The organism is Halorubrum wangae, assembly GCF_051194135.1.
GTDB lineage: Archaea > Halobacteriota > Halobacteria > Halobacteriales > Haloferacaceae > Halorubrum.
Genome location: NZ_JBLZNH010000002.1, coordinates 307,607 through 323,258, shown reverse-complemented (window position 1 = coordinate 323,258; position 15,652 = coordinate 307,607). Strand labels below are relative to the sequence as shown.

The 15,652-nt window shown below is 68.7% G+C and carries 15 protein-coding genes; 4 read left to right on the top strand and 11 right to left on the bottom strand.

Annotation, left to right across the window (positions count from 1 at the left end; genetic code table 11):
* Nucleotides 1-7: 7 nt before the first annotated feature.
* Together gfo6 and ACNS84_RS06780 are read right to left on the bottom strand one after the other, a co-directional pair.
* Nucleotides 8-1,105, bottom strand: coding sequence for a D-xylose 1-dehydrogenase Gfo6 (gene gfo6 / locus ACNS84_RS06785; RefSeq protein WP_435074093.1), 1,098 nt, complete (start codon nt 1,103-1,105; stop codon nt 8-10).
* 104 nt (nt 1,106-1,209) lie between these two features.
* Nucleotides 1,210-1,737: a redoxin domain-containing protein gene (locus tag ACNS84_RS06780; protein ID WP_435074092.1), complete on the bottom strand. Its 528-nt coding sequence runs from the start codon at nt 1,735-1,737 to the stop codon at nt 1,210-1,212.
* Between the two features lie 161 nt (nt 1,738-1,898).
* On the opposite strand from ACNS84_RS06780, the gene ACNS84_RS06775 reads away from it, so the two are divergent.
* The gene (locus ACNS84_RS06775) at nt 1,899-2,447 is read left to right on the top strand and encodes a DedA family protein (RefSeq protein ID WP_435074091.1); all 549 of its coding nucleotides are present in this window, start codon (nt 1,899-1,901) and stop codon (nt 2,445-2,447) included.
* A gap of 53 nt (nt 2,448-2,500) precedes the next feature.
* On the opposite strand, the gene ACNS84_RS06770 is transcribed toward ACNS84_RS06775, so the two are convergent.
* The 5 genes from ACNS84_RS06770 to ACNS84_RS06750 form a co-directional block, all read right to left on the bottom strand.
* On the bottom strand, nt 2,501-4,333 hold the full coding sequence (locus ACNS84_RS06770; protein WP_435074090.1) for an acyl-CoA carboxylase subunit beta: 1,833 nt from the start codon (nt 4,331-4,333) through the stop codon (nt 2,501-2,503).
* Nucleotides 4,334-4,426: 93 nt separating this feature from the next.
* Nucleotides 4,427-5,161, bottom strand: a complete 735-nt coding sequence (locus ACNS84_RS06765; protein WP_435074089.1) for a hypothetical protein — start codon at nt 5,159-5,161, stop codon at nt 4,427-4,429.
* Between the two features lie 405 nt (nt 5,162-5,566).
* Complete coding sequence (locus tag ACNS84_RS06760) at nt 5,567-5,797, bottom strand: DUF8593 domain-containing protein (protein ID WP_435074088.1); 231 nt, start codon at nt 5,795-5,797, stop codon at nt 5,567-5,569.
* 269 nt (nt 5,798-6,066) lie between these two features.
* A complete protein-coding gene (locus ACNS84_RS06755; RefSeq protein ID WP_435074087.1) occupies nt 6,067-6,990 on the bottom strand; it encodes a class 1 fructose-bisphosphatase in 924 nt (307 codons plus the stop codon).
* On the bottom strand, nt 6,990-7,793 hold the full coding sequence (locus ACNS84_RS06750; protein ID WP_435074086.1) for a class I fructose-bisphosphate aldolase: 804 nt from the start codon (nt 7,791-7,793) through the stop codon (nt 6,990-6,992). Before ACNS84_RS06750 ends, ACNS84_RS06755 begins: the two co-directional genes overlap by 1 nt.
* Before the next feature lie 234 nt (nt 7,794-8,027).
* Between ACNS84_RS06750 and ACNS84_RS06745 the strand changes: the two genes are divergently transcribed.
* On the top strand, nt 8,028-8,888 hold the full coding sequence (locus ACNS84_RS06745) for a 3-hydroxyacyl-CoA dehydrogenase family protein (RefSeq protein ID WP_435074085.1): 861 nt from the start codon (nt 8,028-8,030) through the stop codon (nt 8,886-8,888).
* Between the two features lie 25 nt (nt 8,889-8,913).
* On the opposite strand, the gene ACNS84_RS06740 is transcribed toward ACNS84_RS06745, so the two are convergent.
* The 4 genes from ACNS84_RS06740 to ACNS84_RS06725 form a co-directional block, all read right to left on the bottom strand.
* Nucleotides 8,914-9,588 (bottom strand): phosphate ABC transporter permease, encoded by a 675-nt coding sequence (locus ACNS84_RS06740; protein WP_435074084.1) that lies wholly within the window; start codon nt 9,586-9,588, stop codon nt 8,914-8,916.
* Between the two features lie 111 nt (nt 9,589-9,699).
* Nucleotides 9,700-9,978, bottom strand: a complete 279-nt coding sequence (locus ACNS84_RS06735; RefSeq protein ID WP_435074083.1) for a zinc ribbon domain-containing protein — start codon at nt 9,976-9,978, stop codon at nt 9,700-9,702.
* A 34-nt stretch (nt 9,979-10,012) separates the two neighbouring features.
* Nucleotides 10,013-11,326, bottom strand: coding sequence for an MFS transporter (locus tag ACNS84_RS06730; RefSeq protein WP_435074082.1), 1,314 nt, complete (start codon nt 11,324-11,326; stop codon nt 10,013-10,015).
* 150 nt (nt 11,327-11,476) lie between these two features.
* Nucleotides 11,477-13,279 carry a hybrid sensor histidine kinase/response regulator gene (locus tag ACNS84_RS06725; protein ID WP_435074081.1) on the bottom strand — a complete coding sequence of 601 codons (1,803 nt, stop codon included), beginning with the start codon at nt 13,277-13,279 and terminating at the stop codon, nt 11,477-11,479.
* A gap of 220 nt (nt 13,280-13,499) precedes the next feature.
* Here ACNS84_RS06725 and ACNS84_RS06720 point away from each other — a divergent pair, with 220 nt between their 5' ends.
* Nucleotides 13,500-14,969: a Y-family DNA polymerase gene (locus ACNS84_RS06720; RefSeq protein ID WP_435074080.1), complete on the top strand. Its 1,470-nt coding sequence runs from the start codon at nt 13,500-13,502 to the stop codon at nt 14,967-14,969.
* Between the two features lie 113 nt (nt 14,970-15,082).
* A complete protein-coding gene (locus ACNS84_RS06715) occupies nt 15,083-15,628 on the top strand; it encodes an NUDIX hydrolase (RefSeq protein ID WP_435074079.1) in 546 nt (181 codons plus the stop codon).
* Nucleotides 15,629-15,652 lie beyond the last annotated feature (24 nt).

Genomic DNA, 15,652 nt, shown 5'->3' with positions numbered 1-15,652 from the left:
CCCGATATCACTCCGCTCCGCCGAGATCGACCGGTCGCCCGGTCTCGGCCGACTCGTATATCGCGTCGATAGCGCGCACGTCCGCGAGCGCGTGCTCGCCGTCCGGGTGGAACGGCTCGTCCGCAAGCAGCTGGTGACCGAAGTACGCGAACTCCTCTTCGATCTGGTGGACCTGGTCGAAGTCGACGTCGGCGCGGGTACCGTCGCGGACGACGGCGAACCCGCGGTCCTCCCGCTCGTAGAAGGCCGGGTCTAAGATCAGTCTGGCCTCCGTGCCGGTGACCTCCAGCCGGCTCGCGTGCTGGGCGTTCTGGCTCACCGTACACAGCGCGTCGACGCCGCCGGGGAACTCCAGCCGGAACGTGGCGTGCTCGTCGACGCCGGCGAACGCCTCGTGCTCCGAGCGGGTCCGCCCGGACACGCGGACCGGGTCGGCGCCGAGCACGAACCGGGTCGTGTTGAGCGGGTACACGCCCAGGTCCATGAGCGCGCAGCCTCCCGACAGCTCCGGGTCGAGCCGCCACTGATCGCCGTCGCCGCCGAGCTCGCCGAGCATCGTCTGCGACATCGTCGCGTGGACGTGGACCACCTCGCCGGCGACGCCCGCGTCGAGGAGCTCCCGGAGCCGTCGGGCGGCGGGGTCGGTCTGCATCCGGTAGCCGACCATCAGCGGGACGTCGGCGTCGCGACACGCGGCCACGAGCCGGCGGGCGCGGTCCGCCGTCGCCTCCAGCGGCTTCTCGCAGAGGACCGCCTTCCCCTGCTCCGCGGCGGCCCGGACGTACTCCAGGTGGGTCGCGTTCGGCGTCGCGACGTACACCGCATCGTACGCGTCCGCGGCGGCGCCCGCGCGGAGCTCCTCCGGGGTGACGCCGGTCACGTCGCGCTCGGCGGTGACCGCTTCGACCGCCTCGGCGTCGACGTCGGTGACGACGGTCGCCTCGGTGTACGCCGATCGCTCGATCCCCGGCAGCGCCCAGTCGCGGGCGAACCAGCCGAGACCGACGACCGCGATTCGGACGGGGTCCGTGACGGCCTCCGGATCGAGCGTCTCCCAGTCCCGGCGAGTGAACTCGTCGAGGTACTCCGCGAAGTCGCCTTCCATGTCGAGACGTCGACGAGGGGGCGTGAAATAACTTCGACAACGGCGGTCGGTCGCCGGCTGGAATCACCGATGTCGGAGGCCGCCGGAAGTCGCCGACGCCGCCCTCACCACGGACCATCATAATTCACGCGCGGGCGGTCGACGTCGACTCCGAGGTCGCGGAGCGTCGCAGTCGCGTTCTGGACCGGCGACGGCGCCGGGCGGTCGAGCGCGTCGGTCGTCGCCTCCGCGAACCGGACGGTCCAGTCCGGCCCGATCACGACGGTCGCGCGGCGCGGGATGTGCGAGTGACCCTCCCACGACTCCGCGAGCAGGTCGTACGAGTCGGCGACGCCGCCGTGGAAGTCGGCGGCGATCGGAAACGGGAGCCCGAACTGGTCGGCGTACGCGAACCCCGAGTACAGCGAGTCGCCGGTGAGCGCGACGACGGCGAGGTCGTCGCGGTCGTGCCAGCCGGCGTCGCGGACCGCGGCGAACACGGCCGTGCAGGTAGGGACGAAGTTCGCCGGAGCGAAACAGAGCGCGACCGCGTCGTGGTCGTCCACGAGTCGGAACAGCTCCAGCTCCGCGGCCGTCCCGCCGGTGACCGCGGGGGCGATGAAGTCGGGCGCCTTGACACCGACGTCTATCATTGGCGACACGTGGGCGGGCGGCGGATAAATAGCCCACCCCCGACCGTCCGTCCCCGTCGGGTACGCCGAAAATCCGAATTCACACGCGTACTGGCGCCCGTGGCTCCTGCGAGCAGCGCTCACGGTGTAAGAGCTATACGCGTGGGGAACCGAGACGATGCGTGCTCGGTCAAAACGCCGCGACCGCCCTCGCCCTCGTCGACAGCTACGGCGCTATCGCGATATTCGTGGTGTTCGCGCTCGAGGGCGCCCTCGTCGGGAAGGTGCTCCCGGCGCGGACGCTGTTCGTCGCCACGGTGGTCGCCGTCGGCGTCGAGGCGGTCGCGGTCCTGCCGATGTTCGCCGCGGCGGTCCTCGGCGCGACCGTCGGGCAGTCGGTCGTCTTCGCGGCCGTTCGCCGGTTCGACGTGGACCCCACGTCGCTGGCGGTGGTCCCGGTCGGCGAGAGGCGACTCGACGGCGCCGGTCGCTGGTTCGACCGATGGGGGCTCCCCGCGGTGGCGGCCTCGAACGCAGTCCCCGGGACCCGCGGTTGGCTCGCCGTCCCGACCGCGAACGCCTCGTCCGTCTCGGCGCCGCGGTTCGCCGCCGCGTCGCTGGTCGGCTCCGCCGCATACGTCGGCGCGCTGGCGGCGATCGGGATCGCGGTGGCGCTCGGCTTCGGAGGCGCGACCGAGTTCCTCGGCGCTGAGTGGGTCGCGTACGTCTAACCGCGACGGTGTCGGTCCGAACTGTCGGCGCGTCCACGCGCCCGCCGCTCCGGTTACAGAACCGTGCCGTGTTTCTTGTCGGGCAGTTCCTTCTCGACGTCCTCGTAGAACGCGAAGCGTGCCGCCAGTTCTTCCCGGAGCGTCGAGGGGGCCACGATCTCGTCGATGACGACCTCGCTGGCCATCCGGTGGATGTCGATATCCTCGCGGTACTCCTCGCGGAGCCGCGCTTCGGTGTCGGCGCGCTCCTCGGGGTCGTCGATCTCGGCGAGCTTCCGGGCGTAGACGGCGTTGATCGCGGCCTCGGGGCCCATGATCGCGATCTCGCCGGAGGGAAGTCCGATCACGCTCTCGGGGTCGTAGGCGGGGCCGCCCATCGCGTAGATCCCCGCACCGTACGCCTTCCGGACGACGACGGTCTGTTTCGGGACCGTCGCGGAGGAGGTGGCGTAGATCATCTTCTTCCCCTTCTCCAGGATGGCGTCCTGTTCGACCTGTGAGCCGGCCATGAACCCCGGCGTGTCACAGAGGTACAACAGGGGGATCTCGTAGGCGTCGCAGGTCCAGATGAATTCGGCCGCCTTCTCGGCCGCGTCGGGGAAGATGGCGCCCGACCGCTCAGTCGGTTGGTTGGCGACGACGCCGACGGGGCGGCCGTCGATCCGGCAGAAGGCGGTGACGATCTCCGGCCCGTACCCCTCCTTTAGCTCGAAGACGGACTCCGCGTCGGCGATCCGATCGAGCAGGTCGCGGACGTCGTACGGGCGGTTCGGCGACTCGGGGATCAGCTCGTCGATCCCCTCGGGTGAGAACGTGGGCGGCTTCGTCTCGCGTTGCGGGGGCTTCTCTCCGGCCTGATTCGGGAGATACCCGATCAGGTCGGCGACGAGTTCGCGGGCGTGCTCTTCGTCGCGGGCGATCAGGTCAGCCGACCCCGACTCCTCGGCGTGGACGCGGGGGCCGCCCAACTCGTCCATCTCGATCTCTTCGCCGGTGACCATCTTCACCATCCGCGGCGAGGCGATCGCCATCGCGGACATGCCCTCGACCATCACGGTGAAGTCGGCGAAGACGGGCGTGTACGCGGCGCCGGCGATACAGGGCCCGTACAGCACGCAGATCTGCGGCACCGCGCCCGAGAGCATCGAATGATTGTAGTAGTACTTCCCAATTCCCTCGCGGTTGGCGAAGAAGCCGGTTTGCTGGTCGATTCGCCCGCCCGAGGAGTCCATCAGGTAGAGCACGGGTTTGCCCGTCTTCAGGGCGCGACGCTGCATGCGGAGGAACTTCTCGACGCCCTTCGCCGCCATCGACCCCGCCTTCACGGTGAAGTCGTTGGCCATGAAGTGGACGTCGCGGCCCTCGAACTCCGCTGCACCGGTGAGGAGGCCGTCGGCGGGGAGACGGTCGCCGTCTGCGGTCGCTCCCTCGCCGTCGTCTCCCCCCTCGTCACCGCCCCGTCCGACCCGGCCGGGCGCGTTCGGGTGCCAGTCGTCGAATGCGGCGAACTTCCCGTCCTCGAAGTGGAGGCCGGTCGGAGCGCCGTCGCTCGCGTCGCCCGCCCCGCGCGTGCCGCCCTCGCCGCCGAACCAGAGGTCGAGCCGGTCGCGGACGAACAGCTTCCCCTGCTCGGGGAGCCGGTCGCGGTACTTCTCCGGACCGCCCTCTAGGATGTCGTCGATCTCGGCCTGAAGCGCGCGCTCGCGGTCGGTCGGTCCGAGGTCGTCGTCGAGGGGGTACGTCGTCTCGGGCGGCTCGGCGCTCGCGGCCGGTTCCGTGCTCTCGCCGACGTGGACGTCGACGTCGACGCCGAGGTGCTCGGCGAGCGATCGCGCGATCGCCTCGGCCTCCTCCGGCGTCGCCGCCGCGCCGACGTGGACTTTCATGGGCGCAAGATTTGCGGTAGATCCTAAACAGTTTTCCATGCGTTGGCCGGGCGGGGCGCTCCCGCGCGGCTTTCGCCGTCGAACCCATCGATCCTACGACGGGGCCGTCTCCCTGAGGCGATCGCGGAACAGATCGGCGACGCGGTCGAGATGGTGTCGACCGACCACGGCGACGGTGTCGCCGTCGTGGCGGAGGCGACCGAGGCGGTCGGCCATATGCGACTCGCGGACTTCGTCGCTGAAACACGAGGCCCGCGAGGGCTCGAACGCGTCCATCACAGCCTGCGCACGGGCGATCTGGTCGCCTTCGTTTTCGGCTTGGCGTTCAGGGCTATCGGTTCGGTCGGTCGAGTAGGTGGCCGGCGAGTCGACTTCCAGGCGGATGGCGGTCATCGAAGCGAAAGTGCCCGCAAAGCGACAGCTGATGGTGGTTTTCGTCACCGAAATCATCCGCCTAAACACGCCCAACGCTGTCTTGAGCGAGTCGTCCTCGCGGTACAGCGTCGCGAGGAGTCGACGGAGAAAGTGCGGAGTCGGACCGTCGATCCCCTCGACGCGATCCGTGTCCGCCGCCTGGATCGCGGCGCTCACTTCCCCACCGAACACCGGTGGTGTTCGAGTGTCCTCTGCATACCGCTCGAAAAGCGGGAGCGAAAGCGGTGGGAGTTCGAGCGCGAGCACGTCGGGATCGCGTTCCGAGATGATCGTTCGAACCCGAAACACGCTGGCGGGATGGTCGTGGACGACGCCGACGAGGGTGACCGTTCCGCTGGAGGTTTCGACCGAGCGAACGTGCGCACCTGTTATTCGGGGATCCTCGTGATTCACGGTTCTGTTTCGACCGGTAGCAGTCGTACCGGGATATTCGGAGTTTATGATCGGCTCTGGATAAGTGTTACTCCCCAAATATCAGTAGTAATTCGGACATAACCCCAGCAGACGAGGGATTGTAGCTGTGTTCTTGCGACTGGTAGATCGGTTCGGAAACGCCCGGAAGCGACCACTCCGAGGTGCGTGACACCGCGACGCCGCCTCGCTCGGACACCTCAAGAGACGGTCGAGCGGGGTTCGGGGGCGAGAGAGCGGCTCGACTACAAACGCGATTCAAACGGGTCGGGTATGCGGGCGTTCGAGGTGACGTTTCGTCCGCCGCGACGGGAACAGTCGCTTAAAAAAAAACGAGCCGCGTTCACGGCCGGGAGACGACCGGATCGACCTCTCGTGAGACAGAGGTTATCGGTTGAGTCGAACTTCGTCGTCGGTGACGGTCGCGATGTCGGACTGGTTGAGGGCATACGTGTCCTCGTCGGCGTCACCCCAGCCGAGTTTCGATTTAATCGTGTCTGTGAGTCCCGGGTCCGGGTCGACGTGTACGTTCTGGCCCTCGACTTTGGACACCATTCCGAGCTTCTTTCCCGCTGCGTTGACTACCTTTTTGCCTTCGTCGTGTTCTGTTATGTCCATCTGTGGTTTCCTCCGCAAGTACTATATTCTGTTTGGGCTATATTGTAATTTAGTTAATAAGGATTAATAATCATAGCGATGCCGGGAGGAGACAACCGATCGCGTTGCCGTCGAACGCGCCAGCGAGCGAGTCGAGACGAACCCGCTATCGGTGAAACGGAGTCCCGGGCTCTCGGACTCGAATCTATCGGGGACAGCTGTTCGATCGAGAGCAGAGGAGACGGGTCGGACGGGCCGAACGGCGTCAGAAAATGCGGTTTATCGGCGTGTTACTGGTCGTCTAGCGCCGCCTTCAGCCGCTCGACCAGGTCCTCGTTGCCGACGTACAGCGGGACGCGGTCGTGGACGCCCTCGGGCTCGACGTCAAGGATGTCGATGTCGCCGTCGGTCGCGGCCCCGCCGGCGCGTTCGACGATGTAGGCGATAGGATTCGCCTCGAAGGAGAGCCGGAGCTTCCCGGCGGGCGCGTCGACGAGCGCGGGGTACGCGAATATCCCGCCGTAGGTCAGCACTTGATTCACGTCACCGACCATGGCGCCGCCGTACCGGAGCTTCAGTTCGTTTTCAATCTCGCGGGCGAACGCGGTGAAGTCGTCCGGCCAGTCGGGAACGCGCCCGCCGAACCCGTAGACGAGGGGGTCTTCGGGGAGCTGCAGGTCGTCCTCGACGACAGAGCGGGAGACTGCGGCGCCGTCGTCGCCTGCACCGTCAGATACCGCCTCCACCACCTCCTCGCGGACGCCGGACTCGTCGGCGACGATCATCGTGGTGATGGGGCCGTACAGCACGTACCCGGCGGCGACGAGATCCCGACCGGTGGCGGGCAGGGGGGCGTCGTAGATCCCAACTACGGTGCCCATCGCGTTGTTCGACCGTAGGTTCGAGGAGCCGTCGAGGGGGTCGATCGCGACCGCGTACGCGCCCTCGCCGACCGCGCCGCCGGCGTCGACGGCGGCCTCGCGCTCCTCGCTGACGAACGAGCCGACGCCGTCGACGCCGGTGATCGCCTCGCCGAGCAGCTCGTCGGCGTAGAGGTCGCCGGCCAACACGCTCTCGCCCGAAGGGTTGTCCGTCCCGCTCGTGACGCGCCGGCCGGGGAGGGCGGCACGGATCTCGGGGGCGGTGGCCGCGACCGCGTCGAAGACGGCCTTGACGGTCGGGTCCGGGTCGCGGTCGGAGGCAGGGTCGGCCATCAGTCGTCGCTCTCGGCGACGGCGAGGGCCTCAGCGGGGTCGGCCTCTTGGAAGACCACGGCTTCCAGCGCGTCGAGGATGCGCTCGGGATCGTCGCGCTGGAAGACGTTCCGACCCACGGCGATTCCGGTGGCGCCCGCGTCGATGGCGTTCGAGACGTTCCGGAGGAACTCCTTGTCGTCGCGCATCGTCCCGCCGGACATCACGACGTTCGCCGGGCCGGCCATCTCGACGGCGTGGCCCATCGCCTCGGCGGAGCCGGGGTACTTCACCTTCACCACGTCGGCACCGAGCTCCAAGCCGAGCCGCGCGCCGTACGATATCACGTCGGGGCTCCCGTCGTTGCGGAGGCCCTGGCCGCGGGGGTACGACCACATGACGACGCCCATGTCGTGTTCGCGGGCGCCCTCCTGCGCCTCTCGGAACTCCTCGGCCATCTCGATTTCGTGGTTCGAACCGCCGTAGACGGTGAATCCGATCGCGTCCGCGCCCAGTCCGGCCGCGTACTCGGCGGTGCAGTTGACTGCGCTGTTCGGCTCGCCCATCCAGAGGTTCGAGGTCCCGTTGAGCTTCAACAGGAGGTTCACCTCGTCCTCGTAGTCCGGGTAGTACGCCTCGGCGAGCCCTTTCTGTACCGCCAGCGCGGTGACCGCCTCGTGGGTGGCGAGTTCGAAGATCCGCTCAGGAGTCGCCGTGTCGGGATTCGGTTCGAAGTCGACCGGCCCGTGCTCGAGCCCGTGGTCGTACGCGAGGATCAGCGACTTGCCGTCACGGGAGATGTTGTCGGCGGCGTGAGGAAGCATCGGTTCAACTTCCAGTTACATCGATAAAAAATGCTATGGTCATCACGGTGGACGTAAAGAAACGAATTCGGGGCCTTTCACGCGTTTCATCGACATCTGTGACGGTTCCGAAGTCGAACATACTTACTACTGAAATAGTTACTTTCCATTTCGTCGAAACGACAGGGCTGACGGTCCACCGTCGACGGCCCCGGAGCCGCAATACTTACCACCCGCGGCGCGGCAGCGACCTCCATGCGGGAGCTATCCGACATCGACGTCGTCGGCGTGGTGGGAGCCGGCACGATGGGCAACGGGATCGCGCAGGTCGCCGCGACCGCCGGCTACGAGGTCGTCATGCGCGACATCGAGGAGGCGTACGTCGAGCGCGGGCTCGAGAGCGTCGCGGACAGCCTCGATCGGCTGGCGTCGAAGGGCGCTCTCGACGAGGAGCCGGCGGCGATCCGCGACCGGATCGCGGGCACCACCGACCTCGACGACCTCGCGGCCGCCGACATCGTCGTCGAGGCGGCGGTCGAGGACATGGACGTGAAACGAGACGTGTTCGCCGACCTCGACGCGGTGACCGACGACGACGTCGTCCTCGCGACGAACACCTCGACGCTGTCGATCACGACCATCGCGAACGCCACAGACCGCGCGAGCGACGTCATCGGCCTCCACTTCATGAATCCGGTCCCGATCATGGACGGCGTGGAGGTCGTCGTGGGGGAGCGCACCGCGGACGCGGTCGCGGAGTTCGCACACGAATTCGCCGCGGACCTCGGCAAAGAGACGTGGGAGTCCGACGACAAGCCCGGCTTCGTCACGAACCGTATCCTGATGCCGTGGATCAACGAGGGGGTGCGCGCCTTCGACGAGGGCGTCGCGGAGAAGGCCGACATCGACCGCGGGATGAAACTCGGGACGAACGTCCCGATGGGACCCTTAGAGCTCGCCGACCACATCGGGCTCGACGTGGTGTTGGACGCCAGCGAGACGCTCCACGCCGAACTCGGCGACCGGTACAAGCCGGCGTACCTCGTCAAACGGAAGGTAGAGGCCGGCGACCTCGGCAAGAAGACGGGGCGGGGCTTCTACGAATACGACGAGTAGGGACGCGGACGGCGAGCGCCCCGACTCACGCGCCCTTCGCGTCCCGGTCGTCGTCTGCGGTCCACCGGCGCGCGCCCGGGAGCAGGCTGACCAGTTTCGTCACGTAGCCGAACCGGAACAGCCCGAACTGCGAGAGCACGCCGAGGACGAAGACGGCGAGGAACAGGGGGGCGGTGACGTCGAACAGGAGCGGTTCGACCGTCGTCTCGGCGGTGACCGTGTCCAGCGTCTGGAGGGTGACCGACCGCGACGCGAACGCCGCGCCGATGAACGCGGTCGAGACGACGAGCGTCGTTCGGCTCATGACGAAGCCGAACAGGGCGCCGAGTGCGATCCCCGCGAGCGTCGCGCCGACGAGCAGCAGCGTCCCCTCGATACCGGCCGCGTCGGCCGCGTAGACGGGGCCGACCGCGAACCGACCCGCGAAGCCGCCGACCAGTCCCCCGATGGCGAGGACGGCGAAGGAGAGTCCGGCGTACGCGAGGAACCCCCCGACAGCAGCGCCGATCATGACCGCGACGGCGGTCAACAGCAGGCCGTCGACGGCGATGACTCCGGCGAGGCTCGGGGCGAGGAGGTAGCCCGCGCCACCCCCGACGAGCAGGCCGGTCAGCGTGACGGCGTAGACGGACACCGCGGCGCCGACGAACGCGAGGAGGAGTCCCGCGAGGACGAGTCCGGCGTTGACTGGGGTGAGCATATCAGCGCCTACTCGGTGGTGACAGTTAAAAGCCGCCGGACCGGGCGGCCGTCCCGGCGCCGGATCGTGTCGGACGTCCGGCGGTCTCGGCGTGCCCGTCGTCCGAGCGCGTCACCGCGCCCGCCGCCCCGCCTGCCGGTCGAGGTGGCGCGTGTAGCCGCCGACGGCGAGGCCGAAGCCGACGACGAGCAGCAGGAACCCCGTGAGTCGACTCGTGCCGACCGTCAGCATCGCGAGGAGCAGGCCGAAGGCGAACGCGAAGACCCCCGCGACGACAACGCCGACGTCGACGAGCGGTGACGGCTGGACCGCTTCGCAGTGCGGGCAGACGCGGGCGGCGCTGGGGATCGGCTCGCGGCAGTCAACGCAATGGACGCGGTCGCGCGACACGGCCGTCGGTTCGGCCGGCGGGAAGTTATATCCGTCAGTCCGCCGCGGTCGCCCCGGCGTCGTCACTCGCGCCGAGCGTCTCCTCGACCTGCGTCACGACGGCCGCGAACGCGACGACCGCGAGCGCCGCGCCGACGGCGAAGGGAACCACGAATCCGAATCCGACGAGCCAGCCGGACGCCAGCGGGCCCAGCGCGATACCGAAGCCGAACCCCATCGTAAGGACGGAGAGGGTCGTTCCGGACTCCCCCTCCCGAGCGAGGTCGCCGGCGAGCGCGAGCGACGGCGCGAAGACGAACGCGACGGCGACGCCCTGCGCCAGTCGAACGATCGTCATCACGATGGGGTCGGTGACGATCCCCTGCAACAGCGTCGTCGGCGCGAGGAGGACGAAGCCGGCGAGCAGGAACGGCCGGCGCCCGATCCGGTCGCTGGCCTGCCCGACGGGCACCTGCAGGAGCACGTTGGCGATCGTGACGGAGGCGAACTGGAGCCCGAACCACACGGGCGCTTGATCGAGCCGGACGTTCACCTGGTTCTGCAGCGTCGCGAACAGCGCGATACAGACGCCCATCGCCACGGTCGCCAGCCCGAGTGCAAACACGGGGTCGAGGACGTGGTCGTCGCCGCGCACTCGGATCGAGAGGTCGTCGCTCGCCTCACTGGACTCCGCGGCGTCACGGACGAGGAGGAAGACGAGGGCGAAGCTGAGGTACGCACCGGCACACGCGGCGACGAACGCCGCGTCGAAGCCGTCGATCACGGGGAGTCCGACCGGCGAGAGGTCGTACGGCCCCGCCTCGACGACGGCGCCGGCCAGCACCGGACCGAAGCCGAAGCCGATCAGTCGGAAGGTGTTGTACACGCCGAAGTTCCCGCCGCGGTCGGCGTCGGCGGAGGCGTACTCGTTCACCAGCGCGACCGTCGCGGGGATGATCAGCGCCGCGCCCAGCCCCTGTATCGCCCGCAGGACCACGAGCTGCCAATAGACGGTAACGATCGTATAGAGGCCGCTCGCGGTTCCCAACAGGAGTATCCCGAGCAGCACGAAGGGGCGTCTGACTCCCATTCGGTCCGAGAGCCTGCCCGTCACCGGCTGCGAGAGGCTGTTGAGGAAGCCGAACAGCGAGAGCACAATCCCGATGAGGAGGGGTTCGGTCAGCGTGACCGCCGCCGCGCCGACCCCGACCTCGGTGCCGAGCAGCGCGCTGATGTCGATCAGGTCGCTGGCGATGTACAGCGGCAGCACGACGATGAGAAACGAGTTGCCGGCGGCCCCGACCATCCGGGCGAGCGCGAGCACGATGACCCGTCGGTCCGTGTCGACGACCCCGGAGCGCAGTCCCATTTCCTCCCGCTTCGGTCGGGGATATAAAGGCGTTTGCGAACGGCGGGAGTCGTTCCGGTTCCGGGTCGGGTCACGCCGGGACAGACTCGCGGCGAATCGAAAACGAGAGCGCCCGAGTCCGAGACCGGCCGGCGCAGTGAGAAGCGCCGCCTACGCGTCGGCCGACGGCAGGTGAGCGCGTTCGAGTCCCCGGATCTCGAATCGCGCGCCGCCCTCGGCCGACTCTGTCGCCGTGATAGTCCACCCGTGTGCCGTGGCGATCTCCTGGACGATTGCCAATCCGAAGCCGGTGTTCCCTTTGGTACCGCTCCGTCCGGGCTCGAAGAGCGTGTCCGCGATCCCCTCCGAGATGCCCGGTCCGTCGTCGGCGAGGTAGAAGCCGTCGTCGAGGTCGCCGACCCGGATCGCAACGTCCGAACCGCCGTGTTCGACGGCGTTCCGGAAGAGGTTCTCAAAGAGATTTCGGAGCCGGTCCGGGTCGGCCAATCCCTCCCGGTCGGTGTCGATCGTGAGCGTGGCGGGCCCGGTGTCGACCGTCTCCCAGCTATCCGCGGCGACGTCCCCGATGGACACCGGTTTGGGGTCGCCGACAGTCTCCCCCTCGCGGGCGAGCGTGAGCGTGTGCTCGACGATGGACTCGATGCGGTCGAGTGCGTCGGCGGCACCGTCGAGATTCTCCGCGACCGTGTCGTCCACGTCGCCAGACCGCTGCGCCAATTCGATGCGTCCCTGCGCCACGTTGAGCGGGTTCCGGAGGTCGTGCGAGACGATGCCCGCGAAGGCGTCGAGCCGCTCGTTCTGGCGTTTGAGCGCCGCCTCGCGCTCTTTGAACGCCGTGATATCCTCCTGGAAGCCGACCCACTCCGTGACCCGCCCGTCGGGGGCGCGAATCGGCGCGACGCTGACGCGGTTCCAGAACGAGGTCCCGTCCTTCCGGTAGTTCAGCAGTTCGACGCTCGCCGGCACTTCCGCGTCGATCGCCTCGCGAAGCTCCGAGACGACCGCCTCGTCGGTGTCTGGGCCCTGTAGGAACCGACAGTTGACGCCGATCGACTCGTCGCGGTCGTACCCGGTCAGGTCGACGAACCGATCGTTGACGTACACCATCGGATTGTCCGGCTGCTCGGGGTCGCTGATGGTGATGCCGACGGGCGCCTCGTCGAGCGCTCGCGTCTTCGTCTCCAACTCCTCGCGCTGCTTGATCTCGTCGGAGACGTCGCGAAGGATGCCGACGCTCCCTTCGAAGCGCTCGCTCTCGTACGGCAGCGCCGCCATGTGGTCTCGGCAGGGGATCGAGTCGCCGTCCTTGGGGACGATATCCACGCGGAAGTGCTCGACGTCGGGGCCCGAACTGGAGAGGATCGTGCCGAGTCGATCTTCCGCCTCCAACACGTCGGCTTCGTCCTTTATCAGGTCCGGCTCGCTGCCGAGTATCTCCTCGCGGTCGTAGCCGGTCAACTCCGCAAAGGGCTGGTTGACGAACTCGAACGCCCCCGTCTCGTCGACGACGTACACGGGGTAGCCGAGCGCGTCGATGACCGTCGAGTAGCGGTCGGCAATCTCGCGGGTCCGGTGCTCGTCGACCGCCTGGTTGACGCGGTTCGCGAGCCGGCGAAACTGCTCGGGCCCGCCCTTTTGAAAGTAGCCGGTGACGCCGGCGTTGAGCGCCTGGCTCGCGATCTCCTCGCTCCCCTTCCCGGTGTACAGCACGAAGGGGATGGTGTGCTCGGTCTCGCGGAGCTTCTCGAAGAAGTCGAGCCCGCTCATCTCGGGCAGGTCGTAGTCACTGACGATACAGTGGAACGTCCCGTCGCCGAGGCGGTCGAGGGCGGCCGACGGCGACGTGACGCTCGTCACAGCGACGTCTCCGAGCTCCCGTTCGAGGTACGCCTCCGCGAGGTCCGGGACCGAAGGGTCGTCGTCGACGTGCAGCACGTCGATCCGTTCGGACATGAGGGGCCATACGCGATCAACTTATAAACTAATACCGAACCAGCTATCAAGCCTGAGTCTCCACGAGCAGAGTCGTCTCAGCGGCGGAGGGAACCGGCGAGAACGCGTCGAAACGCCTCGCTCGGCGACGCCGTCGCGTCTCGGAGGCCTCCGAAGTTGCGTTTCCACTGCCACCGCGCGTGGCTGATTCTTAAGGCGACGCGGCACGGAGCCTCGGTCGATGGCAGGCGGCACGCTCCCCGGAACGGCGACCGACGAGGCGGACGGGAGCGACCGCGTCGTGTTTCACGTGGACATGGACTGCTTTTACGCCTCCTGCGAGCGACTCCGTCACCCCGAACTCGCCGGCGAACCAGTGGTCGTGGGCATGGGGTACGAGGCGGGCGAGACGATCGGCGCGGTCGCGACCGCGAGCTACGAGGCCCGCGCGTTCGGCGTCGACAGCGCGATGCCGATCCCGGAGGCGCTCGACCGGCTTCCGCGCCGAGTCGACGCCGACCCCGACGACCCGGACGCGCCCGACCCCGCTGACTCCGGGCGGTACCTCCCCGTCGACCTCGACTTTTATAAGGAGGTCGCGGGCGAGGTGAAGGCCGTCCTCCGGGACTGCACCGACGTGATCCGCGAAGTGAGCATCGACGAGGCGTACCTCGACGTCACCGACCGGACGGCGTGGGACGTCGCCGGTGGGAGCACGGCGGCAGATGCGGGCGAGGACGACAGCCCCCCGCGAAGCGCCGCGGCCGGACCCGCCGAGGCGCGGACCCTCGCAGAGGGGTACGCCCGGCACGTCAAACAGCGGATCGAGCGCGAGGCCGGCGTCCCCGCGAGCGTCGGCGTGGCGCCGAACATGTCGACCGCGAAGGTCGCCAGCGACGCCGACAAACCGGACGGGCTCGTGGTCGTCCCGCCCGGCTCGGTCGCGTCGTTCCTCGCGCCGCTGTCGACCGCGGAGATCCACGGTGTCGGCCCGGTGACGGAGCGCACGCTCGCGGAGATGGGTATCGAGACGGCCGCCGACCTCGCCGCGGCCGACCTCGACCGGCTCGCCGACGCGCTGGGCGAGCGCGGCCCGGAGCTCCACCGCCGCGCCCGCGGCGACGACGACCGGGAGGTCACGCCGACCGGCCTCCCCAAGAGCCTCTCGCGGGAGTCGTCGCTGTCGCCGACGGCGGACGAGGAGCCGAAGCGCGAAACGGTGGCGGCGCTCGCGGCCGACGTGGCCCGGCGAGCCCGCGAGCGGGGCTGTCTCTACCGCACCATCGGGATCAAGGTGGTCGAGCCCCCGTTCGATGTCAACACCCGAGCACGGAGCCTCCCCGGACCGGTCGACAACCCGGACCTCGTGGAGTCGGTGGCGCTCGACCTCCTCGCGGAGTTCGCCGACGACCGCGTCCGAAAGCTCGGCGTGCGCGTCTCCAACCTCGACTTCGCCGAGAGCGACCAGGCGACGCTCGGCGGGTTCGACGCGGGCGACGTCGAGAGCGGCAGCGGCGGGGGCGCGAGCGACCCGACCCACGACTTCCGAGGTGGGACGACCACCACCGAGGGCGACGGCGGGAAACTCACCGACTGGATGGGCGAGGAGCCGGCCGCGGCGGAGTCGGCCGAGGCCGAGGTGGAGGAATCCGGGGACCGGCGGGCGAGCGAGCGCGGCGACGGGCAGGCGTCGCTCGGCGACTGGGAGTAGAGGGTCGAGAACCGAACGGCCGGGGAAACTCGGACCGGGCGTCGGGACACTCACGCCGAGCGACGCCCCGACCGAGTGAGGGGATTTAGGTGCCCGAGCGCCGACGCCGAGGCATGGACGACCTCGCGTGGGAGACGCTCGACACCGACATCGACTACCGCTGCCCCGGCTTCGACGTGCGCCGCGACGAGGTGCGCTTCCCCGACGGGGAGACCGACGGATTCCACTACGTCGACGAGCCTCCGGCGGTCGTGGTGCTCCCGCTGACACCCGACGGCGACGTCGTCGTCATCGACGAGTGGCGACAGGCGGTCGGGCGCGTCAACCGCGGGCTTCCGGCCGGGACGGTCGAGCCGGAGGACGCCGACGACCTCGAACGGGCGGCGGCCCGCGAACTCGCCGAGGAGACGGGGTACGAGGCCGACGCCTTCGAGCGCCTGACGACGGTGGAGCCGGTAAACGGGGTGGCGAACGCGGTCCACCACCACTTTCTCGCGACGGGCTGTGAGCCGACCGCAGAGCGCGACCTCGACCACAACGAGTCGATCGCTGTCGAGACGGTCCCGTACGACGACCTGCTCGAAGCCGTCGTGGACGACGGGCTCCGGGACGGACGGGCGGTAACGGCCGTGCTGTGGTACGAACTGCTGTACCGCTGAGGCCGAACCCCACCGGCCGCGAGC